This window comes from Streptomyces sp. NBC_00224 (genome assembly GCF_041435195.1).
In the GTDB taxonomy this organism is placed as follows: domain Bacteria; phylum Actinomycetota; class Actinomycetes; order Streptomycetales; family Streptomycetaceae; genus Streptomyces.
Genome location: NZ_CP108106.1, coordinates 7,256,046 through 7,278,705, shown reverse-complemented (window position 1 = coordinate 7,278,705; position 22,660 = coordinate 7,256,046). Strand labels below are relative to the sequence as shown.

General features: G+C 71.1%; 18 protein-coding genes and 1 pseudogene. 6 read left to right on the top strand and 13 right to left on the bottom strand.

Annotation, left to right across the window (positions count from 1 at the left end; all coding sequences use genetic code 11):
* Positions 1-25 precede the first annotated feature (25 nt).
* Positions 26-964, bottom strand: a complete 939-nt coding sequence (locus OG965_RS32485; RefSeq protein ID WP_371657118.1) for a beta-ketoacyl-ACP synthase III — start codon at positions 962-964, stop codon at positions 26-28.
* 178 nt (positions 965-1,142) lie between these two features.
* On the opposite strand from OG965_RS32485, the pseudogene OG965_RS32480 reads away from it, so the two are divergent.
* Together OG965_RS32480 and fdhD are read left to right on the top strand one after the other, a co-directional pair.
* Positions 1,143-1,278, top strand: a pseudogene (locus tag OG965_RS32480) (Fe-S-binding domain-containing protein); the annotation flags it as partial.
* Positions 1,279-1,290: 12 nt separating this feature from the next.
* The gene (gene fdhD / locus OG965_RS32475; protein ID WP_371657117.1) at positions 1,291-2,139 is read left to right on the top strand and encodes a formate dehydrogenase accessory sulfurtransferase FdhD; all 849 of its coding nucleotides are present in this window, start codon (positions 1,291-1,293) and stop codon (positions 2,137-2,139) included.
* A gap of 51 nt (positions 2,140-2,190) precedes the next feature.
* Here the strand turns inward: fdhD and OG965_RS32470 are convergent, their stop codons facing one another.
* Entirely contained in the window at positions 2,191-2,646 is a 456-nt protein-coding gene (locus tag OG965_RS32470; RefSeq protein ID WP_371655617.1) for a MarR family winged helix-turn-helix transcriptional regulator, read from the bottom strand.
* Positions 2,647-2,749: 103 nt separating this feature from the next.
* On the opposite strand from OG965_RS32470, the gene OG965_RS32465 reads away from it, so the two are divergent.
* Positions 2,750-3,682, top strand: coding sequence for a zinc-binding alcohol dehydrogenase family protein (locus OG965_RS32465; RefSeq protein ID WP_371655616.1), 933 nt, complete (start codon positions 2,750-2,752; stop codon positions 3,680-3,682).
* On the opposite strand, the gene OG965_RS32460 is transcribed toward OG965_RS32465, so the two are convergent.
* Positions 3,666-4,709 carry a bile acid:sodium symporter family protein gene (locus tag OG965_RS32460; protein ID WP_371655615.1) on the bottom strand — a complete coding sequence of 348 codons (1,044 nt, stop codon included), beginning with the start codon at positions 4,707-4,709 and terminating at the stop codon, positions 3,666-3,668. The two genes, OG965_RS32465 and OG965_RS32460, sit on opposite strands and share 17 nt — an antisense overlap.
* Before the next feature lie 188 nt (positions 4,710-4,897).
* Between OG965_RS32460 and OG965_RS32455 the strand changes: the two genes are divergently transcribed.
* Complete coding sequence (locus OG965_RS32455; protein ID WP_371655614.1) at positions 4,898-5,758, top strand: LysR substrate-binding domain-containing protein; 861 nt, start codon at positions 4,898-4,900, stop codon at positions 5,756-5,758.
* Positions 5,759-5,816: 58 nt separating this feature from the next.
* On the opposite strand, the gene OG965_RS32450 is transcribed toward OG965_RS32455, so the two are convergent.
* A complete protein-coding gene (locus OG965_RS32450; RefSeq protein ID WP_371655613.1) occupies positions 5,817-6,785 on the bottom strand; it encodes an Lrp/AsnC family transcriptional regulator in 969 nt (322 codons plus the stop codon).
* 115 nt (positions 6,786-6,900) lie between these two features.
* Here OG965_RS32450 and OG965_RS32445 point away from each other — a divergent pair, with 115 nt between their 5' ends.
* Both OG965_RS32445 and OG965_RS32440 read left to right on the top strand, forming a co-directional pair.
* Positions 6,901-8,385, top strand: a complete 1,485-nt coding sequence (locus tag OG965_RS32445; RefSeq protein ID WP_371655612.1) for an MFS transporter — start codon at positions 6,901-6,903, stop codon at positions 8,383-8,385.
* Positions 8,386-8,627: 242 nt separating this feature from the next.
* Entirely contained in the window at positions 8,628-10,427 is a 1,800-nt protein-coding gene (locus OG965_RS32440) for a long-chain fatty acid--CoA ligase (RefSeq protein ID WP_371655611.1), read from the top strand.
* 60 nt (positions 10,428-10,487) lie between these two features.
* On the opposite strand, the gene OG965_RS32435 is transcribed toward OG965_RS32440, so the two are convergent.
* The 9 genes from OG965_RS32435 to OG965_RS32395 all read right to left on the bottom strand — a co-directional run bounded on the left by OG965_RS32435 (position 10,488) and on the right by OG965_RS32395 (position 22,654).
* The gene (locus OG965_RS32435) at positions 10,488-12,566 is read right to left on the bottom strand and encodes a PQQ-dependent sugar dehydrogenase (protein WP_371655610.1); all 2,079 of its coding nucleotides are present in this window, start codon (positions 12,564-12,566) and stop codon (positions 10,488-10,490) included.
* Positions 12,567-12,586: 20 nt separating this feature from the next.
* Positions 12,587-13,861 carry a glycosyl hydrolase family 8 gene (locus tag OG965_RS32430; protein WP_371655609.1) on the bottom strand — a complete coding sequence of 425 codons (1,275 nt, stop codon included), beginning with the start codon at positions 13,859-13,861 and terminating at the stop codon, positions 12,587-12,589.
* Positions 13,862-13,871: 10 nt separating this feature from the next.
* Entirely contained in the window at positions 13,872-14,879 is a 1,008-nt protein-coding gene (locus tag OG965_RS32425; protein ID WP_371655608.1) for a chitinase, read from the bottom strand.
* 149 nt (positions 14,880-15,028) lie between these two features.
* Positions 15,029-18,292: a glycosyl hydrolase family 28 protein gene (locus tag OG965_RS32420; RefSeq protein ID WP_371655607.1), complete on the bottom strand. Its 3,264-nt coding sequence runs from the start codon at positions 18,290-18,292 to the stop codon at positions 15,029-15,031.
* Positions 18,289-19,557: a glycoside hydrolase family 105 protein gene (locus OG965_RS32415; RefSeq protein WP_371655606.1), complete on the bottom strand. Its 1,269-nt coding sequence runs from the start codon at positions 19,555-19,557 to the stop codon at positions 18,289-18,291. Before OG965_RS32415 ends, OG965_RS32420 begins: the two co-directional genes overlap by 4 nt.
* A 7-nt stretch (positions 19,558-19,564) precedes the next feature.
* On the bottom strand, positions 19,565-20,689 hold the full coding sequence (pqqE, locus tag OG965_RS32410; protein WP_371655605.1) for a pyrroloquinoline quinone biosynthesis protein PqqE: 1,125 nt from the start codon (positions 20,687-20,689) through the stop codon (positions 19,565-19,567).
* Complete coding sequence (pqqD, locus tag OG965_RS32405) at positions 20,686-20,952, bottom strand: pyrroloquinoline quinone biosynthesis peptide chaperone PqqD (protein WP_371655604.1); 267 nt, start codon at positions 20,950-20,952, stop codon at positions 20,686-20,688. Before pqqD ends, pqqE begins: the two co-directional genes overlap by 4 nt.
* Positions 20,949-21,698: a pyrroloquinoline-quinone synthase PqqC gene (gene pqqC, locus OG965_RS32400; RefSeq protein ID WP_371655603.1), complete on the bottom strand. Its 750-nt coding sequence runs from the start codon at positions 21,696-21,698 to the stop codon at positions 20,949-20,951. The genes pqqD and pqqC overlap by 4 nt, the downstream gene beginning before the upstream one ends.
* Positions 21,695-22,654, bottom strand: coding sequence for an MBL fold metallo-hydrolase (locus tag OG965_RS32395; RefSeq protein ID WP_371655602.1), 960 nt, complete (start codon positions 22,652-22,654; stop codon positions 21,695-21,697). Before OG965_RS32395 ends, pqqC begins: the two co-directional genes overlap by 4 nt.
* Positions 22,655-22,660: the final 6 nt, after the last annotated feature.

Sequence of the window (22,660 nt, the reverse complement as noted above, 5' to 3'; positions counted from 1 at the left end):
GTTCCGCACCCCTGGCGCCGGCCCGTCACGGGCAGCGGATGACCTGGCCCGCGTACGAGAGGTTGCCGCCGAAGCCGAAGAGCAGGACCGGGTCGCCGGTGCCGATCTCGCCGCGTTCCACCAGCTTGGACAGGGCCATCGGGATGCTGGCGGCCGAGGTGTTGCCGGACTCCACCACATCGCGGGCGATCACCGCGTTCACCGCGCCGATCTTGCGGGCCACCGGTTCGATGATGCGGAGATTGGCCTGGTGCAGTACGACGGCGGCCAGTTCCTCGGGGGTGACCCCGGCGCGCTCGCACACCCGGCGGGCGATCGGCGGCAGCTGGGTGGTGGCCCAGCGGTAGACGGCCTGGCCCTCCTGGGCGAAGACGGGCGGGGTGCCCTCGATCCGTACGGCATGGCCCATCTCGGGGACCGAGCCCCACAGGACCGGGCCGATCAGCTCCTCCTCCGCGGCCTCCACCACGGCGGCGCCCGCGCCGTCGCCGACCAGGACGCACGTGGTGCGGTCGGTCCAGTCCGCCACCCCGGTCATCTTGTCGGCGCCGATGACGAGGGCCCGGGTGGACGAGCCGGCCCGGACGGCGTGGTCGGCGGTGGCCAGGGCGTGGGTGAAGCCCGCGCAGACGACGTTGAGGTCCATGACGGCGGGCGCGCCCATGCCGAGGCGCGCGGCCACCCGGGCCGCGGTGTTCGGGGAGCGGTCGATCGCGGTGGAGGTGGCGACCAGGACCAGGTCGATGTCGGCGGGGGTCAGCCCGGCGGCGGCCAGCGCCTTGGCGCCGGCGTGCGCGGCCAGCTCGTCGACGGGCTCGTCGGGCCCGGCGACGTGGCGGGTGCGGATGCCGACCCGGCTGCTGATCCACTCGTCGCTGGTCTCGACCATGGCGGCGAGCTCGTCGTTGGTGAGCACCTTGGCGGGCTGATAGTGCCCGAGCGCGACGACGCGTGAACCTCGCATGCCGGTCATGCCGCGGTTTCCCCTCGTAGGACATCAGGAGCCATCCAGTCTTCGTGGCTACCGACCGGTACGGGGGCAAGAGATCCAACAGGCTTCCCGGCGCACCTTTGGAGCCTTGTGTCAGCTCCCGGGCGCTGTGCCCCCGCCAATACCCGCTCCCTTGACCGCCCGAGGGCATTGCGGCACCGGCTGCGACCTCACCCTCCATGTGCAGGACAATGAGATCGTCAGGGTCACCTCTCCGCACGACAACCCGTGCCCCACGGCAACCTCCGCAGCAAAGCCGCTTCGGCTTCCAGCACGTACAGAACAGAATCGGGATTGAGATGGGACGGGTCACCGAGCGCCGCCGCGTCATCCGCATCCGGGACGGGGCCGTCTCCGCCCGGCCGGACACTCTGGTGGCCGAGGAGCCACTGGAGATCCGGCTGAACGGCAAGCCGCTGGCCATCACCATGCGCACCCCCGGTGACGACTTCGCGCTGGCGGCCGGGTTCCTGGTCAGCGAGGGCGTGCTCGCGGCGGCCGACGACGTGCAGTCGATCGTCTACTGCGCCGGGGCGACCGCCGACGGCGTCAACACGTACAACGTGGTGGACGTGAAGCTCTCCCCCGGCGTCGAGGTCCCCGACATCACGCTGGAGCGCAACGTCTACACCACGTCGTCGTGCGGCCTGTGCGGCAAGGCCAGCCTGGACGCCGTCCGTACGCAGGCGCGCTTCCCGATCGCCGACGCCCCCCCGGTCCGGGTCACCCCCGAGCTGCTGGCGAGCCTCCCCGACCGGCTGCGGGCCGCTCAGCGGGTCTTCGACCGGACCGGGGGTCTGCACGCGGCCGCGCTCTTCTCGGAGGAGGGCGAGCTCCTGGACGTACGGGAGGACGTGGGGCGGCACAACGCGGTGGACAAGCTGGTGGGGCGGGCCTTGCAGGACGGTCGCCTTCCGCTGTCGCGCGCGGTGCTGCTCGTCTCGGGGCGGGCCTCGTTCGAGCTGGCCCAGAAGGCCGTGATGGCCGGGATCCCGCTGCTCGCCGCCGTCTCGGCGCCCTCGTCGCTCGCCGTGGACCTGGCCGCCGAGACGGGACTGACCCTGGTCGGCTTCCTGCGGGGCGCCTCCATGAACGTGTACGCGGGCGAGCACCGCATAGCTCTGGAAGCTCCGGCCGCCCAGGGCTGACACGCCCGCCCGCCGCCCGGGAAGCGGGCCGGGCGCCCTAACGCCCTCGCCCTACTCCGGCTCCTCCGCCCCGATCCGCCGGAGCAGCGCCATCAACTGCTCGCGCTCGGCCGCGCCGAGCGGTGCCAGGAGTTCGCCGTTGGCCCGCTCGGCCGCCGCCGCGCAGCGCGCCAGCATCGCCTCCCCGTCCGGGGTGACCGTGACCGCGTTCTTGCGGCGGTCGCGCGGGTCCGGCTCGCGTACGACGTACCCGTCGGCCTGGAGGTCGTTGAGGACGCCGACCAGGTCCTTGGGGTCGAGCGAGATCCGGCGGCCGAGCTCGGCCTGGGCCAGCGGCCCGTACTCGGAGACGGCCGCCAGCACGGCGTGGTGCCACATCTTGGCGCCCTCGCGTGCGATGGCCGCCGCCACGAGGCCCCGGCCCCGGGTGGCCGCCCGGCCGAGGACCCAGCTGGGCAGGGCCTGGATGCGCTGGAGCGCGGGGAGGGAGTCGGCGCGTTCGGTCACGTCGTCGACCTTACCCAAACAATCATTGGACTTCCCAACGACTTCCGTTCTATCGTGAGACTCGTTGGGACCACCAACGAATTCATCCACACCGGGAGACTCCATGCGCCGTGTTCGCTTCGAGGTCAACGGCGGCCCCGAGGTCCTGTTCACCGAGGACGTCGAGGCCCCCGCGCCCGGCCCCGGCGAACTGCTGATCCGCACCGACGCCATCGGCGTCACCCTGCCCGTCGTACGCAAGGTGCGCGAGGGCAGTGAGCCGTTCCCGCTCGGCGGCGAGGTCGCGGGCACGGTGGTCGCGGTCGGCGAGGGCGTCACCGCCTTCGCCCCGGGCGACCGCGTGACCGGGCTCTGCTTCTCGTACGGGTACGCCGAACTGGCCGTCCTCCACGAGGCCATGACCTCCCGCATCCCCGACCACGCCTCCTCCGTCGAGGCGGTCGCGCTCGTCCGCAGCGGTCTGGTGGCGCGGGGCGCCTACGAGTCGGCGCGGCCGCGGCCGGGCGAATCGGTCCTGGTGACGGCGGCGGCGAGCGCGGTCGGGCAGATCGCGCTCCAACTGGCCCGGGCGGGCGGCGCGAGCCGGGTGGTCGCGGCCGTGAGCTCGGCCGAGAAGGCCGATTTCGTACGGGAGATGGGCGCCGACGAGGTCGTGCTCTACGGCGACGAGTCCTGGGGCGACCCGGTCGACGTCATCCTCGACGGCGTCGGCGGCGAGCTGCTCGCCCCGGCGGTGAAGGCGCTGGCGCCCGGCGGCCGGCTGGTCGCGTTCAGCTCCGGCGGCGGCACGGTCGAGGTCTACGACCTGCTGGTCGGCGGCAAGTCGGTGATCGCCTTCCAGATGGCGCTGATCGCCCGCGGCAAGCCGGAGCTGTACGCGGCCTGGCGCGACGAGCTGTGGGAGCTGCACCGCGGCGGCAGGCTGCGCGCCGCCGTCCACGCCGAGCTGCCGCTGGAGGAAGCGGCCCGCGCCCATGAACTGATCGACTCGCGGCGCAACTTGGGCAAGGTGGTGCTCGTCACCGGCGGCGCGTGAGGACGGCGGGCGGTGCGGCGCCCCGGGAGACCGGGCCGGGCTCCGCCTCCTCCAGCGGGTCGCGGGCCCGCCGTCTGGCGATCACCGCGCAGACCATCAGCTGCATCTGGTGGAAGAGCATCAGCGGCAGCACCGCAAGCGCCGCCTGGGCGCCGAACAGGACGCTGGCCATGGGCAGCCCGGCCGCGAGGCTCTTCTTGGACCCGGCGAACTGGATCGCGATCCGGTCGCCCCGGCCGAACCCGAGCCGCTTCGCCCCGTACCAGCTCAGCGCGAGCATCGCGGCGAGCAGCACCGCCTCGACCCCGAGCAGCGCGCCGAGGCGGGCCGGGCTCACCTGGTGCCAGATGCCCCGGACCATGCCCTCGCTGAACGCGGTGTAGACGACCAGCAGGATCGAGCCCCGGTCCACCAGGCTCAGCACCTTCCTGTGCCGGGCGAGGAATCCTCCCACCCAGCGCCGCAGCAACTGCCCGGAGGCGAACGGGACCAGGAGCTGGACGGCGATCTTCAGGACCGAGTCCAGCGAGACGCCTCCGGCGCTGCCGCCCAGCAGCAGCGCCGCGAGCAGCGGGGTCACGAAGATCCCCGCCAGGCTGGAGAACGAGCCCGCGCAGATCGCGGCGGGCACGTTGCCGCGCGCGATCGAGGTGAAGGCGATCGAGGACTGGATGGTCGACGGGACCAGGCACAGGAACAGCAGCCCGTGGAAGAGGTCCGGCGTCAGCACCACCGGCACCAGCCCGCGCGCGGCGAGCCCGAGCAGCGGGAAGAGCACGAACGTACAGGCCAGGACCGTCACATGGAGCCGCCAGTGGCGCAGGCCGTCCAGCGCCTCCCGGGTGGAGAGCCGGGCCCCGTACAGGAAGAAGAGCAGGGCGACGGCCCCGGTCGACGCGCCGCTCGCCACGTGCGCGGCGCCGCCGGAGACCGGGAACAGCGCCGCCAGGGCCACCGTGCCGATCAGCGTCATGATGAACGGGTCGATCGGCAGCCAGGACGGCAGCTGGGGCGTGCGGCGGTTCATCGGCTCCACTCGGCTCTTCGCTCGGCTTGCCCGGCGCTGTTCTCGGCTCTTCACGGGCACTCGCGTCGTACGGCGTGTCCCGCCGTGTGCGGTCGGGTCGTGCCCTGCCGATCATTCACCTCTCCCGGCCGATCGGGAATCCCGTACACCACTCTGACTGTCATCGCGTTCCGCGATAACCTGTTGCCGTGTACGAGCCGCACCAGCTCCGGACCTTCCTCGCCGTCGCCCAGACGCTCAGCTTCACGCAGGCCGCGCGGCGCCTCGGCCTGCGGCAGTCGACCGTCAGCCAGCACGTGCGGCGGCTGGAGGAGGCGACCGGGCGGCCGCTGTTCAGCCGCGACACGCACAGCGTCCGGCTCACCGAGGACGGCGAGGCGATGCTCGGCTTCGCCCGGACGATCCTGGCCGCGCACGAGCGGGCGGCCGCCTACTTCACCGGGACCCGGCTGCGCGGGCGGCTGCGGTTCGGCGCCTCCGAGGACTTCGTGCTCACCCGGCTCCCGGAGGTCCTGGAGTCCTTCCGCCGCGACCATCCCGAGGTCGACCTGGAGCTGACGGTCGAGCTCTCCGGCACCCTGCACCGCCGCCTTGAGGCGGGCCGACTGGACCTGGTGCTCGCCAAGCGGCGCCCCGGCGACACCCACGGCGAGCGGGTCTGGCAGGACACCCTCTGCTGGATCGGCGCGCCGGGGCTGCGCCTGGACCCCGACCGGCCGGTGCCGCTGATCCTCTTCCCGCCGCCCGGCATCACCCGGGCCCGGGCGCTCGATGTCCTGGAGGAGCACGGGCGGCCGTGGCGGATCGCCTGCACCAGCGGCAGCCTGAGCGGGCTGGTCGCGGCGGCCCGGGCGGGGCTCGGCGTGATGGCGCACACCCGCGGTCTGATCCCGCCGGGGCTCGTACCGCTGCCGCCGAGGTCGGGGCTGCCCGAGCTCGGGCCGGTGGACTTCGTCCTGCTGCACGGCGGGCGCCGCCCCTCGGCGCAGGAGGCGGCGGACGCGCTGGCGGCGGCGATCCTGGCGAGCGGCCTGAGAGCCTGTCTTTGAACCCCCGTCGTCCGCCCGGAGGGCGTCGGGGCGCAGACGGGGGTTCAAAGACAGGCTCTCAGCCCTCGTACGTCAGCCGCTTGACCTGTCGCAGTAAGGGCGCGGTCTCGACGTGCCGGACGCCTTCCAGCGTGCCGAGCTTCTCGCTGAGGTACGTGTAGAGCCCGGCCGGGTCGCGGCAGATGACGACGGCGACGAGGTTGGCCGGGCCCGAGGTGGCACCGGCGAAGGCGACCTCCGCGTGGGAGGCGAGGGCCGCGCCCACGGCGGCCAGCGCCGAGGGCGCCACCGTGATCCACAGCAGCGCCCTGGTCCGGAAGCCGAACCGGGTCGTGTCGAACTCGACGTCGATGAACAGGGCTCCGGAGCGCAGCAGCTGGTCCAGGCGCCGTTTGACGGCGGACTCCGAGCGTCCGGTGGCCTTCTGGAGCTCGGGGTAGCCCGCCCGGCCGTTGCGCGCGAGCGCGGCCATCAGGGCCTCGTCCTCCTCGTCGAGCCGGACCGGGCCCGCTGAGGGCTCCACCGGCTCGGGCAGCAGCGCGGCCCGCTCCTCGGCGGTGAGCGCCGAGTCCTTGGCGAACCAGCCGAGCGGGCCGCCGAAGAAGCGGTGGAGCAGCTGGTGGGCGCCGATCTCCACGATGCTCGGGGTGCGCGGCAGCTTGCCGAGCAGCAGCGCCTCGTGGTCCTCGGGCCGGCGCGACGCGGTCGTGCAGACCACCTCGGTGCCGCCCGAGGTCAGCCCGATCCAGGCGGTGTCGGGCCGCCGTGCCAGCGCCGTGGCGATGGAGACGGACGCGTCGGGGGTGCAGCGCAGCCGCAGCATCCAGCGGGTGTGGCCGAGCCGTTCGGTGTCGCGGACCCCGACGACCCGCAGCTCGCCCTCCGTGTACAGCCTGCGGTAGCGGCGGGCGACGGTCTGGTCGGAGACGCCGAGCACGGCGGCGATCCGGCTGAAGGGGGCCCGGCCGTCCAGGACGAGCGCGCTCACCAGCCGCTGGTCCAGCTCGTCGAACTCGGGTGAATCCATCGGCCTGAGCCCTTCAGATGTCGGATTCCTGCGTGCGGGACGGACTGGGTGGAACTTCGGTCCGGCCGCGACCGATCGTACGGGACGTCGAACGAACAACGTCGGAGGAATTTCAATGCGCAAGTGGGGGCCGTTGGTCGCCGTGTGTCTGGGAACGTTCATGCTTCTGCTGGACGTGACCATCGTGACGGTGGCCCTGCCGGACATGGCCGGTTCGCTGGACGCCTCGCTGTCGAGCCTGCAGTGGGTGATCGACGTGTACGCGCTGGCGCTGGCCGCGCTGCTGCTCGGCGCGGGCGCGGGCGCCGACGCGGCCGGGCGCCGGAAGTTCTACGCGGCGGGCACGGTGCTCTTCGCGGGCGCCTCGCTCGCCTGCGGTCTGGCGGGTGACGCGGGGACGCTGATCGCGATGCGCGCGCTCCAGGGGATCGGCGCCGCCGCGATGTTCGCCACCACGCTGCCACTGCTCGGCGCCGCCTACCAGGGCCGCGACCGCTCGGTGGCGCTCGGCGTGTGGGGCGCGGTCAACGGGGCGGCCGCCGCCCTCGGCCCGATCCTGGGCGGGCTGCTCACCGAGGGCTTCGGCTGGCGCTGGATATTCTTCGTCAACCTGCCGGTGAGCGCGGCCGCGGTGTGGCTGACGGTCCGGGTGATCCCGGAGTCCAAGAACCCGGCGGCCGGCCGCACCGACTGGGCGGGCACGGCCCTGTTCGCGCTCTTCGCCGCAGCCCTCACCTACGGGGCGGTGAACGCGGGCACCGACGGCTGGGGCGCCTCCCGCACCCTGCTCTCCTTCGCCGCCTCGGCGGCCGCGCTGCTGGTCTTCGTCGTGGTGGAGAGCCGCACCGAGCGGCCGCTGATGGACCTTTCGCTGCTGCGGCGCCCGGCGTTCGTCGGCGTCCTGGTGGCGGCGCTGGCCCTGAACTCGGCCGCCTTCGGGGTGCTCCCGTACACCTCGATCTGGCTCCAGACCCTTCAGGACATGAGCCCGGTGACCGGCGGTCTGGCGCTCGTGCCGCTGGCGCTCGCGTCGTTCGTGACCTCGGCGCTGGGCGGCCGGTTCCTGCACGGCGTCTCGCAGCGGCTGCTGATCTGCCTCGGGCTGCTGCTCATCGCCGCCGGACTGTTCGGCCAGTCACTGCTCGACGCGGGCTCCGACTGGACGTCGCTGGTGGCCGGGCTCGTGGTGACCGGCATCGGCGTGGGCCTGGTCAGCCCGGCGCTCGCCTCGGCGGCGCTCGCCTCGGTGCCGCAGCGCAGCAGCGGCATGGCGACGGGCGCGATGAACACCATGCGCCAGCTCGGCTACGCGGTGAGCATCGCGGTGTTCGGCACCCTCGCCACCTCCCGGATGGCCGACTCGCTGCACAGCACGCCACAGGCCCGGGCGCTCGCGGGCGGCGCGGCGGGTTCGCTGCGCGGCCGGGTCCCCGACGAGGCGCTGCACACCGCGTTCGCCTCGGGTCTGAACGGAGCCGCGGTCGCGGCCGGGGCGCTCGCCGTGGTGGCCGGGCTCGCCGTGTTCGCGCTGGTACGGACGCCGGCGGCCACACCCGCCCAGGTCCGTACCAACGACGCGGTCCCCGTAGAGCGGGCGTGACCAGGTCGTACAGATTCCGTGGAGAAAAAACCGCCCGCATCTGACTCCAGGGTCAGAATGCGGGCCGGGCGGGCCAGGCGCAGCCGCGCCCACGGTGCTGACCTGTGGTGATGGCGATCACGGTCGCACTTGACCCTATTCCTTGACGCCCCTCCCGTCGGGACCCCGGGTGGGGTACCGTCACCGGCGCTGTGCGGAGCGCCACAAGGAGCAAGGTATTGCGCGAGTTCACTGTCCCACCCATGGCGACGGCGCCTTACGTCGGCGGGCTGGCGGACGTCGTGTTCGACCATGCCCTCGACGATCCCCACCGGGTCGCGCTGGCCCGCAAGGACGCGGCGGGCCAGTGGCAGGACGTGACCTCGGCACGCTTTCGCGACGAGGTGCTGGCGCTCGCCAAGGGGCTGATCGCGGACGGTGTCCGGTTCGGCGACCGGGTCGCGATCATGTCCCGTACCCGCTACGAGTGGACGCTCTTCGACTTCGCGCTGTGGTCCATCGGCGCCCAGTCGGTGCCCATCTACCCGACCTCCTCCGCCGAGCAGGTCTTCTGGATGCTGCACGACTCCGAGGTCACCGCGTGCGTGGTCGAGCACGAGGACCACGCCATGACCATCGGCTCGGTCGTGGACCGCCTTCCGCACCTCAAACGGCTGTGGCAACTCGACGCGGGGGCGCTGGCCGAGCTCCTCGCGGCGGGCGAGCAGATCGACGACGACGTGGTGCACCGGCACCGGCGCGCGGTCACCCCCGAGTCCACCGCGACCGTCATCTACACCTCCGGCACGACCGGCCGCCCCAAGGGCTGTGTGATCACCCACGCCAACTTCATGTTCGAGGCGGACACCATGGTCGCCCGCTGGGAGCCGGTGTTCCACTCGCGCCCCGGCGACGAGGCGTCGACCCTGCTCTTCCTGCCGCTGGCGCACGTCTTCGGCCGGATGGTGGAGGTCGCCGCGGTCCGGGGCCGGGTGAAGCTCGGCCACCAGCCCGCGCTCTCCGCCTCCGCGCTCCTGCCCGACCTGCAGTCGCTCAGGCCCACCTTCATCCTGGCGGTCCCGTACATCTTCGAGAAGGTCTTCAACGCCGCCCGCCGGCGCGCCGAGGCGGACGGCAGGACCGGCCCCTTCGACAAGGCCGTGGAGATCGCGGTGAAGTACGCGGAGGCGATGGAGCAGAAGGCCTTCGGCCTGGGGCCCGGGCCGTCGACGGCGCTGCGGATGCAGCACCAGTTCTTCGAGAAGGTCGTGTACGGCAAGGTCCGCGAGGCGATGGGCGGGCGGGTGCGGCACGCCATGTCCGGCGGTTCCAGCATGGGCCGCCGGCTGGCGCTGTTCTTCGCCGGCGCGGGCGTGACGATCTACGAGGGGTACGGACTGACCGAGTCCACGGCCGCCGCCACCGCCAACCCGCCCGAGCGCACCCGGTTCGGCACGGTCGGCCAACCGGTGCCGGGCACCACCGTGCACATCGCGGAGGACGGCGAGGTGTGGCTGCACGGCGGCCAGATCTTCTCCGGCTACCTCAACGAGCCCAAGGCGACCGAGAAGGTGCTCAAGGACGGCTGGCTGGCCACCGGTGACATCGGCGCCCTCGACGAGGACGGCTATCTGACCATCACCGGCCGCAAGAAGGAGATCCTGGTGACCTCCGGCGGCAAGAGCGTCTCGCCGGTGGCCCTGGAGGAACGGGTCAGGGCGCACCCGCTGGTGGCCCAGGCCATCGTCGTCGGCAACGACCGCCCGTACATCGCGGCCCTGGTCACCCTCGACCAGGAGGGCGTGGACCACTGGCTGGCGATGCGCAACAAACCGTCGATGACCGCGTCCGAGCTCGTGCGCGACCCCGACCTGGAGACCGAGGTGCGGCGCGCGGTGGTCGCCGCCAACACCCTGGTCTCCCAAGCCGAGCAGATCCGTACCTTCCGGATCCTCGCCCATCAGTTCACCGAGGAGCACGGTCTGCTCACCCCGTCGCTGAAGCTCAAGCGGCGGGCCATCGAGGAGGCCTACACGGTGGAGGTGGACGCCTTGTACCGCTGAGCCGTCGCGGTACAGGGCGCGCCACTCCCCGCTAGTGGGTCAACTCACTTCTTGCCCCCGTCACTTGATCAGCACCTTGAACACCTTGTCCGAGCCGTCGGGCGCGTTGCCGTTGTTGTCGCAGTTGGTGGTCGACAGCCACAGCGCGTCCTCGCCGGGCACCTTGGTGACGGTGCGCAGCCGTCCGTAGGAGCCGACGTAGTACGCGGTCGGTGTGCCCACGGTCTCGGTGTCGCCGTTGATCGGGACGCGCCACAGCCGCTCGCCCTTGAGCGCCGCCATGTAGATGACGTTGCGGACGATGGCGATGCCGCTGGGCGAAGCCTGTGCGACGGGCCAGGACGCCTTCGGGTTGGTCATCCCGGCCGTGGAGCAGGAGCCCTCGCAGATCGGCCAGCCGTAGTTGCCGCCCGGCTTGATGAGGTTGAGCTCGTCCTTGGAGCTGTTGCCGAACTCGGCCTCCCACAGCCTCCCGTTGCGGTCGAACGCCAGGCCCTGCGGGTTGCGGTGGCCGTAGCTGTAGACGTAGGTGCCGAACGGGTTGCCGGGGGCCGGCTTGCCGTCGGTGGTCATACGCAGGATCTTGCCGTTGAGCGAGCTCTTGTCCTGGGCGAGGTCGGGGGTCTGGGCCTCACCGGTCGAGGCGTACAGATACCCGTCCGGGCCGAAGGCGAGCCGTCCGCCGTTGTGGTACTTGCTCTTCTTGATCCCCTGGAGCAGGACGGTGTAGTTGCCGAGCGAACCGCCGTCGTACGTCATGCGCACCACCCGGTTGCCCTCGGAGGCGCTGTGCATGAAGTACACGTAGTGGTTCGTCGCCCACTTCGGGTCGACCGCGACGCCCATCAGACCGCCCTCACCGCTGGTGGTGACCGAGTTCGGTACGGTTCCGACCTGCGTCCTGGTGCCGCCGGGGGTCATTTTGAAGACCTTGAAGCTGTCCCGCTCGGTGACCAGCGCGCTCGATCCGTCCGGCATCCAGAAGGTGCCCCACGGGATCGTCCAGCCGCTGGAGAGAGTGTTGACGGAGGACGGGACACCGCCGTCGCTCTGGCAGGCGCCGGTGGTGAAGGTGACCGCGTTGCCGGCCTGCGAGGTGTTGCCGCCCGCGTCCTTGGCGACCACGGTGAGCGTGTACGGGCTGTCGCAGGCGAGCCCGGTCACGGTGGTGCTGGTGGCGGGCGGTTTGCCGGAGACGGTCTGGTAGACGCTGGTGCCGCTGCGCACCTCGTACGCGGTGACGCCCTTGTCGTCGGTGGAGGCGCCCCACTTCAGGTCCGCGCTGTTGGCGGTGACGTTGGACGAGGTGAGCGTGCCCGGCTTGGTCGGCGGGGTGGTGTCGGTGCTGGGCCGGGTGGTGCAGTCGGCGGCGGCGCTGGCCGGGGAGACGTTTCCGGCCGCGTCCCGGGCGAACACCGTGAGGTTGTAGGGGGTGTTGGGGCTCAGGCCCGTCAGGGAGTCGGACGTGAGGTTGCCCGCCACCTCGCCGATCTTGTTGCCGTGCTCGTAGACGTCGTACATCGCGACGCCCACGTTGTCGCTTGAGGCGCCCCAGCTCAGGGTGAGCGAGTCCTCGGTGATGGCCGAGCAGCTGGGTGCGCCGGGCGCGGTGGGTGCCTGGCCGTCGCCGCCGGAGGCCGCGAAGTCGACGTAGTCGATGTTGGCGAGCCCCGTCGCGGTGGTGGAGCTGAGCCGGATCTTGTTGCTGCCGGCCTTGACCGGTGCGGTGAGGGTGGAGGTGGCCCAGGAGTCCCAGTCGGTGGTGGCGCCGAAGGCGCGTGCGGTGGAGACGGCCGTGCCGTTGACCAGGACGTCGGCGGGACGGTTGGCGGTGGTGCCGTTGGAGTAGCGGATGCCCACCGTCGCGTTGCCCGCGGCTGCCGCGTCGACGGTGAACTCGACGTATGCGCCCACCGCGTTGTTGGAGTTGACGAACCCGGTGCCCGAATAGCCGGTGTGGTTGGTGTCGACGGTGGAGCCCGCCGAGTAGGTGCCCTTCTCCGCCTCATAGCGCGTGGGGGCGGCGGACGCGGACTGCGGCACCGTCTGCACCAGACCCGCGCAGAGCAGCAGCACGGCGCTCGCGGCGGTCTTCCTCGCAAGGCTTCTCGCAGGTCGTGGGGGTTGTGCGAGACGCATCTGATCCTCCTTCAACATCGTTACGGCACCCAGTAGTTGCCGGATGCGACGATCATGGACTGGAGCTGGACACTGGCGCCGTAGTAGAGCTTCGGGTCCACCGGGGTGGCGGCGAGCTTGCCCCAGAGCGCGTCGAGCCAGGCCTGCGAGCCGGGGTCGGTGAGCGCGGCGACGACGAAGGGAGCGGTGAACGCCATGTCCTTGCCGCTCTCGTAGGCCGAGCCGTTGAGGTGGTAGCCCGTGACGATCTTGTTCGGGTCGCCGCCGGCCTTGGACTTGATCCAGCCGTTGAGCTTGCGCGCGGAGGCGAGCGAGGCGGCGTCCCCGCTGGTCACCGCGTCCGTGGCGATCCGCCACGGGTCGCGGCAGGCGTTCCAGCCGAAGTCGCCGTCGTGGGAGCCTTCGAGCACCTTGCCCGGCGCGGGCTTGGGCGTGCCGTTGGTGCTGACGACGAAGTCGGCCAGCAGCCCTGTGGAGGCGGCGTACTTGGACTGCTGCGAGGTGATCAGGCTTTGGTGCGCGGTGCGGATCGTGTCCCAGGCGCTGTCGCCGGTGGCGGTCCGGAACGCCCGGAAGTGGTCGATCAGCCAGTCCGAGGACCGGGTGATCCAGTGGTGGGACTCGTCGGACCCGGACCAGTCACCGAGCAGCATGAGGTGGGTGGTGGCGTTGACCTCGCTCTTCTTGATGGCGGCGATGTGCTTCACCGCCAGGTCCTTGTAGTTGTACGTGCCGGTGCTCCCCCACTGCTTGTCGGCGAGCAGCAGTCCGTACGCCACGTCGAGATCGCCGTCGGTGGCCGAGTCGGAGCCGTCGACGCTCTTGCAGGAGGAGTCCTGCTCGGCGGCGAGCAGTGCGGAGTTGTTCACCGAGGGGTGGGCCAGGGTGTACTTGACCAGACCGTCGAAGGTCTTCTTCGCGTCGGCGTCCGCCCCCGCCATGAGGGCGGTGACGACCATGCCGTACCCCTGCCCCTCGGCCACGTACGGGTGGTCGGCGTCTGGCGAGAGCACCTGGTACCAGCCGTTGCCGCAGTTGTGCTTCACGAACGCGGCCTTCCACGCCCGGTACGTGGTGACGACCTGCTGGTCGACCGCCGCCTGCGACCCGCTCGGCTTCAAGGTGCCTTTGGCGTACGGGAATTGGCGGCTGCCGAACGGGACGGCCGGACCGTCCGCCGTGTTCGCCGCGGCGGCCGGCTGGGTGGTGGCGAGCGCGGTGGCCAGAAGGCCCACGACGGCCGCGAGGGCACCGGCCGCGGCGCCGCGACGCCGTAGGGACTGCTGCTGTTTCATCGTCACTCCCTCAGCCCGTGTACTGGACGACGATCTTGGTGAAGGCGTAGGGCGCCTGGGAGATCCCGCTGCACGCGTCGCCGCTGCCACCCGAGCCGCACTGCCGGTCCCGGTTGACCGACCAGAAGGAGTACCGCGCGATGTGGTGCTGCTTGGCGTAGCCGAGGATGGTCTGGAAGTCGCCGGTGGTGACGGTCTCGCCGGCCTCGTCGGTCTTGCCGTTCATGGAGGACACGCCGATGTGCCGGTACGCGGTGTCGTCGCCGTAGCCGTACGCGCTCTTCACCGCGGCCTTCAGCCCTTCGAGGGCACTCACGGTCGCCGAGCCCATGGAGCCGCTGTGGCCGCCGAAGTCGAACGGCATGATCACCCAGCCGTCGTTGGCGAGCCCTGCCGCGGCGCCCTTCTTGATGAGGTCCTTGCCGTTGGCGTCCGGCCCGCCCGGCGTGGTCCCCATCGTCACGTAGGTGACGATTCCGGGGTTGTTCGTCTTGACGATCTTCAGCGCGTCGACGACCCGCTTGCGTACGGTCCCGTTGGAGAACTCGGTGTTCTCGATGTCGATGTCCAGCGCCTTCAGGTGGTACGCATTGATCACCTTCTGGTAGGCACCGGCCAGCGCGGAGGCGCTGGAGCACTTCTCACCGAGCTTGTTGCCGCTCCAGCCGCCGACGGAGACGACGACGTCGCCGCCCGCACCCCGGATGGCGTTGATCGCGGACTGGTCCGAGCCGCCGGTGAGCGCCCGCGACCCGTCCCACTTCGGGTTGCAACCGCCGTCGGAGAGCACGAACGCGAGCGTGAACCACTTGACGCCGGTGGCGGCCATGACGTCGGTGGGCTTCTGCGGGCTGCCCCAGCCCAGGTACTCGTAGGGGGCGGCGGCCATGGTGCCCGCGGCGAGCGGCGGGGACGCGGACGCGGCGGCCTTGGGCACGGACGCGACCAGGGGCAGGACGAGACAGCTGAGGCCGGCGGCGACCGCGGCGGCGCGGCGTCGGGGAGCGGCAACGTGCATGGGGGGTTCCTTCCGAGGGGGGAGTTAGGAAAGCTTCCTAACCAACACTGCATAGCAGTGCCTGAAGGGCTTGATGTCAATGGCTCACGGGGGCCCAACTTCCTTTTCCTGTCGACCTGTTGGGTGATTTGCGGTGGGAGCGCCCGGGATCAGCCCCGGCCGGTGCCCGGGCTCGCCGTGGCGGTGCTCGCGTACGCCGAGCCCAGCCACGTCTCGTCGATGCGCAGGCGCTTGTAGCGGGTGGTGTCGGAGGAGGCGGCGTAGGTGCTGGTCACTTCGAGGCGGACGTGGCGGGTCGTGGCCGCCGGGATGTCGATGATCGCGACGCCCCGCGCGCTGGGCAGCGTGCCGGACTTCACCGGGCTCCCCCAGTTGCTCCCGTCCGCGCTGACGTACACCTTGTAGCCCTTGATGCGCGCCGACTGCTCGGTGTCGGAGCGGGCGTAACCCACCGAGTCCTCACGCTGGTTGACGCCCAGGTACTGGACCTTCCTGGCCGAGCCGAGGTCGTGGTCGAGCCGCACCGGGAGGGTCTTGTTGTTGTCCCAGTACGTCAGATAACTGCCGTCGGCCGCGGCCGCCGCCCCGTGTCCGCTCGCCGAGGCACTGGCGGTCACGGTGTAGGTGTCGGCCGGGATGATCCCGGTGCGCCCGGCCGTGGTGACCTTGAAGACGGTGTCGTACGGGTCCCAGCCGCCCAGGCCACTGAGGGTGAGCGTGCCACCGGACTGGCTGTACGGGATCGCCGCGCCGGTGCGGAGGTTGGTCACCCCGGTCACCCGGTAGCCGTTGTCGCGCAGCTTGAGGGTCGGGGTGCTGGGCGGGGTGATGACGTGGACGTACTGCCGGTCGGGGTCGGTCTTGCTGATGGTGGTGACGCCGTGGGCGCCGTCGTTCCAGAACCCGGGCTTGAGCCCGCCGTACAGATAGCCGCCGCCCTCGACACCGTGCAGCGACTCCCAGACGGAGCTCAGATAGCCGTTGGCGAAGTCGTTGAAGGAGGCCTGGTTGGACGGGAACTTCCCGTTCACCTGGGCCGTTTCCGCCATGAGGGCTTTCACCGACGACCCGGCGTTGGTGACGAGCCGTCCCAGGGTGAGTTTCTTGTCGACGCCCGGATTCGTTCCGTCGTACCACCAGGCGCCGGTGGACGGCAGTTTGAAGTCGGCTTCGGTGAGCCTCGGCTGCGCCGTGTAGACCGCCTGCGGATAGTCGTAGGAGGGACTCATCCCGGTCTTCTGCTCATTGCTGATCATATCCATGATCGGCGTGTCTTCGTTGTTGTTGCTGAGCGTGAAGGAGGGGCGTTTCTGCTGGATCTGGGCATACAACTGGTGGCTCTCCCAGTAGGCGTTGTCGTTGTCGATCCAGAAGCCGCCCAGGTCGGGGTAGCGGTCCATGACCTCGAAGAAGTTGTCGTAGCTGAACTGCCCGAACCCGTCGCGGGTGGTCAGGTCGACAGAGCTGCCCTTGTACGAGGAGTAGGCGGCGGAGTCCAGCCACTCATGGCCGCCCTCGTTGTGCCACTGGGGGTCGTCGGTCATATAGAGGATGGTCTTCAGGCCCTTGGCCTTGGCGGCCGCGATCAGCTCGCCCAGGAAGTCCCGCCTGGTCGAGCAGCTGCCCGGGATCTTCGACGGCCAGGGGCGGGCATATCCGAGACGGCTGTGGAAGGTGGCGAGGACCAGATACTGCGCGTGCAGCTTCTGCGCCTCCCTCACCCAGTAGTCGGGGGTCCAGCCGCCGCCGGTGGCGTCCGACTCCCAGGCCGAGCAGCTGGTGTGAGCGGGCGCGGTCCGCTCGCCCCAGTGCAGGAACAGCCCGGAGGTCGAGGCGCGCAGGAAGTCCTGGCGCGGGTTGTCGAGGTGGGCCGCCCCGGCGCGGGGCGCGGTGGGTGTGCACGAGGGGGTGGAGCCGGAGTTGGCGACCCGCAGGGCGCCGCCGGAGGTGTTCGCGCTGTCGGCGACGCAGTAGCCGCCGACGTTCTGGAAGCCCAGGTCGTGCGGGCTGCCGCTGCCGCGCCGCGCGGTGAACCGGATGAACCTCACCGGGCCGCCGCCGTTGGCGATGACCGCGGGGCGCCCGTCATTGGCGGCGAACCGCACCGAGCTGTCGGTGAAGGACACGTTGTCGGCGTTGTGCAGATACCAGCCGTAGGCGGGGCGGGTGCCGATGCTTTTCGGGTTGTAGTCCGTGGAGGTGTTGCTCGGCACTCCGGTCGACATGGTGCCGTTGCCGCCGGGGACGGTGATGTCGACGTGGGTGAACGTCACACCGTTGATGTGGTTCGCACCCGACTCGCCCCACAGGGTCGGGCTGAAGGAGGGGCTGCTGCCGGTCGCCGTGATGTTGTCGTACGTGACGTTGGCGATGTGCCCCACGCCGGGGTTGTCGCCGCAGCGTTTACGGGTACCGATCTTCAGCATGATCGGCGAGTGCACGTCGGTCATGGTGATGTCGCGGTAGTGGACGTCGCTGATGTCGGCGCCGTCCATCGACACCATGCCGAGGCCCGACTTGTCGGCGCCGTTGATGGTGATCGCCTGGAACTGGTAGTCGGTGAAGTCGCCGCAGGTCTCCGAGCCGAACATCAGCGCGTTGCAGCACTTCGCGGACAACTTGCTGTCGTGGACGGTGACATGGCCGTTGGGCAGCTTGGCGCCGAGCGCGTAGTCGCTCTTGAAGACCAGGGCGTCGTCGTTGGCGGCGATGTCGGCGTGGGTGATCGTCACATGAGTGGTGCTGATGATGTTCCAGCCGTCGCGGTCGCTCGCCGTGTCGATGTGCAGCCGGTCCGAGGTGACGTGTGAGCAGCCGTTGATCAGGGCGGCGAAGTGGCCGCCGCGCCGCAGGGTGATGCCGCCGCCCAGGGTCAGCCCGTCGCACCGCGTCAGCGAGATGATCTTGTCGGCCTGGCCGGACTTGGGGTTGCCGGTGATGAGGTTGCCGCCGCCGTCGATGACCCCGGCCCCGGTGAAGCCGATGTTGGTGAGCCGGTCGCCGTAGATCATGGCGTTGTGGAAGTGGCTGTGGCCGTAGTCCTGGTACTTGTCGTACGGGTTGGACTCGGGCGGGTCGTACTTGCCCGCGCTCGACCCCTTGAGCGTCGCCCCGGAGTCGAGTTGCAGGGTGACGTCGGACTTCAGATGGATCGTGTTCTGCGACTTGTACGTGCCGGAGGGGAACCGCACGGTGCCGCCGCCGGCCGCGTTGGCCGCCGTGATCGCCTTGTCGACGGCCGGGCTGTCATTGGCGGACCCGTCGCCCTTGGCGCCGTAGTTCTTCACGTTGAACTCGGCGGCGTTTGCTGCCAGTTGAGGGAGCGACGTCGACGGCGCCGCGAGGGCGGTGGGCTGGACGAGCGCGAGCAACGCGGCCACGACGAGGCCGAGCAGCGCGGAGCATCTCTTCACCTGTCCTCCTCCAGTTGCTCGTTCATGATCAGGAAGGCGCCGAGGCCGTGGAAGTCGTTGGTGGCCCGGGTGCGTGCGATGTAGTAGGCGTAGTCACCGACGTTGGTGCCGATGGAGATGTCGGTGAGGTTGGTCCGGCCGTCCGCGCCGAGCGAGATCCTTGCGAGGACGCCCCGGTAGCCGCGCTGGGCGACCGTCTCGTAGTGCGGGTCGATGTAGCCCTGCTGGACCGCGCGGTCCAGCGCGTAGGTGAACATGCTGGAGCAGGACGTCTCGGTCCAGTTGTCGGCCTTGGCTCCCTTGTCGACGACCTGGAACCAGCGGCCGGTCTTCGGGTCCTGGTAGCGCTCAAGACCGCCCGCGAGGCCCCGCAGATACGTCAGGAGCTCAGCGCGCCGGGGGTGCCCGGCGGGTATCGCGTCCAGGACGTTGACAATCGCCATCGAGTACCAGCCGATGGCGCGGCACCAGTGCTCGGGGGCGAGCCCGGTGGACTTGTCGGCCCAGCCCGCGGTGCGCGACTCGTCGTACGCGTGCTTCAGCAGGCCGTTGGAAACCTGCAAGTGGCTTCCGTAGACGGCGAGTTGCTTGGCCGCCTCGTCGTTGGCATACGTGGAGTCGCCGAACTCCTTGCCGTACTCGACCAGGAACGGGTTGACCATGTACACCCCGTCCGCCCACAGCTGATGGGCGCGGCTGCTGTTGTCGGCGTGCCAGAAGCCGCCGTCGGCGGTGCGCGGGTAGGTGTTCAGCCGGTCGCGGATCTTCTTGGCGGCGATCCGGTAGCGGTCCTGCCCGGTCTCGTGGTGGAGGATCACGAGCAGCCGGCCCGCCTGCATGCTGTCGAGGTTGTTGAAGCTCTGGCCGATCCCGCCCGAGCCGTCCACGAACCGGTCGACGTAACTCCTGATGTAGGTGAGCAGCTTGGGGTCGTGGGTGCGCTGGTAGACCTGGTACTGGCCGAAGAGGTAGAGCCCGACCGGGTACGACCAGCCGCCGATCGACGACGGGGTGAAGCGGGCCGTCGTCGACTTGGTCAGGGCGACCGACCAGTCCGTGGCCTGGTCGTCGGACCGCTGCGCCGGCCGGTGCTGGGCGGCCCGGTGCTGGGCGGCCGTGGCGGGTCCGGTGGCGGCGCCGATCCCGCCCGCCGTGAACGCGGCGGCCAGGACGGCCGTGAGCAGGCGGGGAGCCCGGCGGGAGATACGGCGGGAGCCGCGGGAAGTCGTGTGGGGGGCGCGGTGGGGGCCGCGGAGTCTCGTCATGGTCACCTCATGGGGACGTCTGGGGGGAGGACCGGAACGAACGGAGTACGGGCAGGGGCGCCGGTGTCGCCGTGGGGGTGCGGCGGGCCGTGAACTCCTGGACGAGGTGGTGGTCGGGGGCGCGGTGACAGGCCGGGTCGGTGCGGGCCGGGTCGCCGGTCAGCGCGTACGCCTGGCAGCGGCAGCCGCCGAAGTCGGTGGTGCGCAGCTCGCAGCCGCGGCAGGGGTCGGGCATCCAGGCGGTGCCCCGATAGGCGTTGAACGCCTGGGACTCGCGCCAGATCCACTCCAGCGGCCGGTCCCGGACGTTGGGCGGGTCGAGGCCGGGCAGCGATGCGGCGGCCGGGCAGGGCAGCACGGTGCCGTCGGGGGCCACGGTGAGCGAGACCGCGCCCCAGCCGCCCATACAGGGCTTCGCGGTGCCGTCGAAGTAGTCGGGGACGACCCAGACGAGCTCGACGCGCCCGGCGAGCCGCTCCCTCCAGCGATCCACCGCCACCCGGGCGTTCTCCAACTGGTCGTGTTCGGGGAGGAGTTGTTCCCGGTTGAGCAGGGCCCACCCGTAGAACTGGGCGTTGGCCAGCTCGATGCGGTCGACGCCCCAGGCGAGCCCCAGCTCGACGATCGCGTCGAGCGCGTCCAGGTTGTCGCGGTGCAGCACCACGTTGAGCCCCAGCGGCAGCCCCGCCTCCCGCACCAGGGCGGCGGCCCGCTCCTTGGCGGCGAAGGAGCGGCGACGGCCCGCGATGCGTTCGGACGCCCGCGCGTCGGCGTGCTGCACCGACAGCTGGACGGCCCGCAGTCCGGCGTGCACCAGAACGGCCAGGCGATCCGCGTCCAGACCGATCCCGCTGGTGACGAGCTGGGTGTAGATCCCGGCCGCGTCGGCGGCGGCGACGATCTCGGGAAGGTCGCGGCGCAGCAGCGGCTCGCCGCCGGACAGATGGGTGTGGACGACGCCCAACTCACCGGCCTGGGCCATCACTTGGCGCCAGCCGTCGGTGTCCAGCTCGCGATTGCGGCGCACCAACTCCACCGGGTTCGAGCAGTACGCGCAGTGCAGCGGGCAGCCGTGGGTGAGCTCGGCGAGCAGCGCCCAGGGCGGGTCCACGGTCATCTCAACCACGGTCATCCCAGCCACCCCTCGTCCCGTAACTTGCCGAGGAACACCGGGACTTCGTCGGCCACAGGCTCGTCCGGAAAGCGCGCGCCGAGCTCGTCGACGATCCCCTGGACGTCATGACTGCCGTCGCACAGCCGCACGATGTGCCCGGCGGCACCGCGCAGTACGACGACGCGCTCGGGCAGCACGAGCAGATCGGCGCCGCGCACACGGTCGTGGCGCAGCAGCACGGACCGGGAGAGCACCGGCCGCCAGGTGCCGGTGCGACTCACGGCGCACCCCCGGGCGCGCCCGCTTCCCCGTGCTCGCGGGCGTCGCCGCACTCCACCGCGTCGAGCAGCGACCACAGGACGTCACACTTGAAGGCGAGTGCGGCGACGGCCCGTTCCTGCTGCTCACGGGTGCGCGCCCAGGCCTTGACGAGGGCGAGCGCCTCGCCGCCGTCGCGGCCGCCCTGCCCGATCCGGGTGCGGAAGTACGCGAGCCCGTCGGCCTCGATCCACGGATAGTGCTGCTCGAACGCCTCGATGCGGGTACGCATCAGCCCCGGCGCGGAGAGCTCGGTGAGCGAGGCGGCGACGGCGTCGAGCAGCGGCCGCAGCCGGCAGAAGTTGACGTATCCGTCGACCGCGAGGCGTACGCCCGGCAGCACTTCGGCGCCCGAGGTGAGCCGCGCCCGGTCGATCCCGGCGGCCTCCCCCAGCCGCAGCCAGCGCTCGATCCCGCCCTCGCCGTCCCGCGCCCCGTCGTGGTCCTGGATGCGCCGCAGCCACGAACGTCGCAGAGCGGGTGTGTCGAACTTCGCGAGGATGTGGGCGTCCTTGACGGGGATGTGCCGCTGGTAGTGGAAGCGGTTGACGATCCACCGCCGCAGTTCATCGGGGCGCAGCTCACCCTTGTGCATCCGTACGTTGAAGGAGTGCCGGTCGTGGTAGCGCGCGTCGGCGACGGCGCGCAGCCGGGACTCCAACTCGCTGTCGCTCAAAGGCAGTTGAGTAGGGTTTCCATGGGAACTCATATCTCGATCACCATCCGCTCGGCGGCGACTTCGAGCCCCAGCGCGGCGAGCCGGGTGTGCTCGGCCGCGCCGGGGTCCGCGAGGGGGTTGGTGTTGTTGAGGTGGGTGTAGAGACACCGGCCGCGCACTCCGGCGAGCCGGCGGGCGGTGCCGTCGGGCCCGTCGATCGGCAGGTGGCCCATGGCGGTGGCGGTGCGGGACGAGATTCCCGTACGTACGGGCTCGTCGTCGTCCCAGAACGTGCCGTCTACCAGGACGCAGTCGGCGTCCTCGACGGCCTTCTGCAGGGCGTCGGGCCAGGCGGCGAGAGCGGGGGCGTACACCACACGGACCCCGGTGGCGGGTTCGTGGAGGTGCAGGGCGACGACCCACGAGAGGTCGCCGGGGGCCGCGTCACCGGGCGGGCCCGACAGCGGGGGCGGCGAGGAGAGTGAGGACGGCGAGGACAGTGGAGGCAGTCCGGTGGCATAGCGCGGCCGTTTGGCCGAGATGGGCAGGGCACTCATCTCGACGGCATCGCCGAGGAGGCGGGGCTGCGGCCCCAACTCCCGCCATTCCAGCGGGGTGTAGGGCCCGAGGACGTCGCCGAGGCGCAGTCCGTTCAGCAGCGCGTGCCGTACGGGCGGGGTCGCCCACACCTCGACTCCGGCGCGGGCCTCGCGGAGCCGGGCGATGCCGAGGGTGTGGTCGAGTTCGGCGTCCGTGAGGACGACACCGGCGACGGGGGTCTCCCGGAGGCCCGGGCCCGGATGGAGGGCGAGAGAGGCCTCGATCTGGTCGGTGAGGTCGGGCCCCGCGTTGACGACGTACCAGCGGTGGTCGGCCACCCGTACGGCCAGTGACGCGTGGTGGCGGCGCCGGTGCGGGTGGGCGCGCGCCCCGGCACAGCCGGGACACGCGCAGTTCCACTGGGGCAGTCCGCCGCCCGCCGCGGTGCCCAGCACCTGCAGCAGCATGGCGGT

Bases quoted from the DNA above. Each gene is read 5' to 3' on its own strand.
- OG965_RS32485 (WP_371657118.1), bottom strand. From the start codon at position 964: ATGCGAGGTTCACGCGTCGTCGCGCTCGGGCACTATCAGCCCGCCAAG.
- fdhD (WP_371657117.1), top strand. From the start codon at position 1,291: ATGGGACGGGTCACCGAGCGCCGCCGCGTCATCCGCATCCGGGACGGG.
- OG965_RS32465 (WP_371655616.1), top strand. From the start codon at position 2,750: ATGCGCCGTGTTCGCTTCGAGGTCAACGGCGGCCCCGAGGTCCTGTTC.
- OG965_RS32460 (WP_371655615.1), bottom strand. From the start codon at position 4,709: ATGAACCGCCGCACGCCCCAGCTGCCGTCCTGGCTGCCGATCGACCCG.
- OG965_RS32450 (WP_371655613.1), bottom strand. From the start codon at position 6,785: ATGGATTCACCCGAGTTCGACGAGCTGGACCAGCGGCTGGTGAGCGCG.
- OG965_RS32445 (WP_371655612.1), top strand. From the start codon at position 6,901: ATGCGCAAGTGGGGGCCGTTGGTCGCCGTGTGTCTGGGAACGTTCATG.
- OG965_RS32440 (WP_371655611.1), top strand. From the start codon at position 8,628: ATGGCGACGGCGCCTTACGTCGGCGGGCTGGCGGACGTCGTGTTCGAC.
- OG965_RS32435 (WP_371655610.1), bottom strand. From the start codon at position 12,566: ATGCGTCTCGCACAACCCCCACGACCTGCGAGAAGCCTTGCGAGGAAG.
- OG965_RS32430 (WP_371655609.1), bottom strand. From the start codon at position 13,861: ATGAAACAGCAGCAGTCCCTACGGCGTCGCGGCGCCGCGGCCGGTGCC.
- OG965_RS32425 (WP_371655608.1), bottom strand. From the start codon at position 14,879: ATGCACGTTGCCGCTCCCCGACGCCGCGCCGCCGCGGTCGCCGCCGGC.
- OG965_RS32415 (WP_371655606.1), bottom strand. From the start codon at position 19,557: ATGACGAGACTCCGCGGCCCCCACCGCGCCCCCCACACGACTTCCCGC.
- pqqE (WP_371655605.1), bottom strand. From the start codon at position 20,689: ATGACCGTGGTTGAGATGACCGTGGACCCGCCCTGGGCGCTGCTCGCC.
- pqqC (WP_371655603.1), bottom strand. From the start codon at position 21,698: ATGAGTTCCCATGGAAACCCTACTCAACTGCCTTTGAGCGACAGCGAG.
- OG965_RS32395 (WP_371655602.1), bottom strand. From the start codon at position 22,654: ATGCTGCTGCAGGTGCTGGGCACCGCGGCGGGCGGCGGACTGCCCCAG.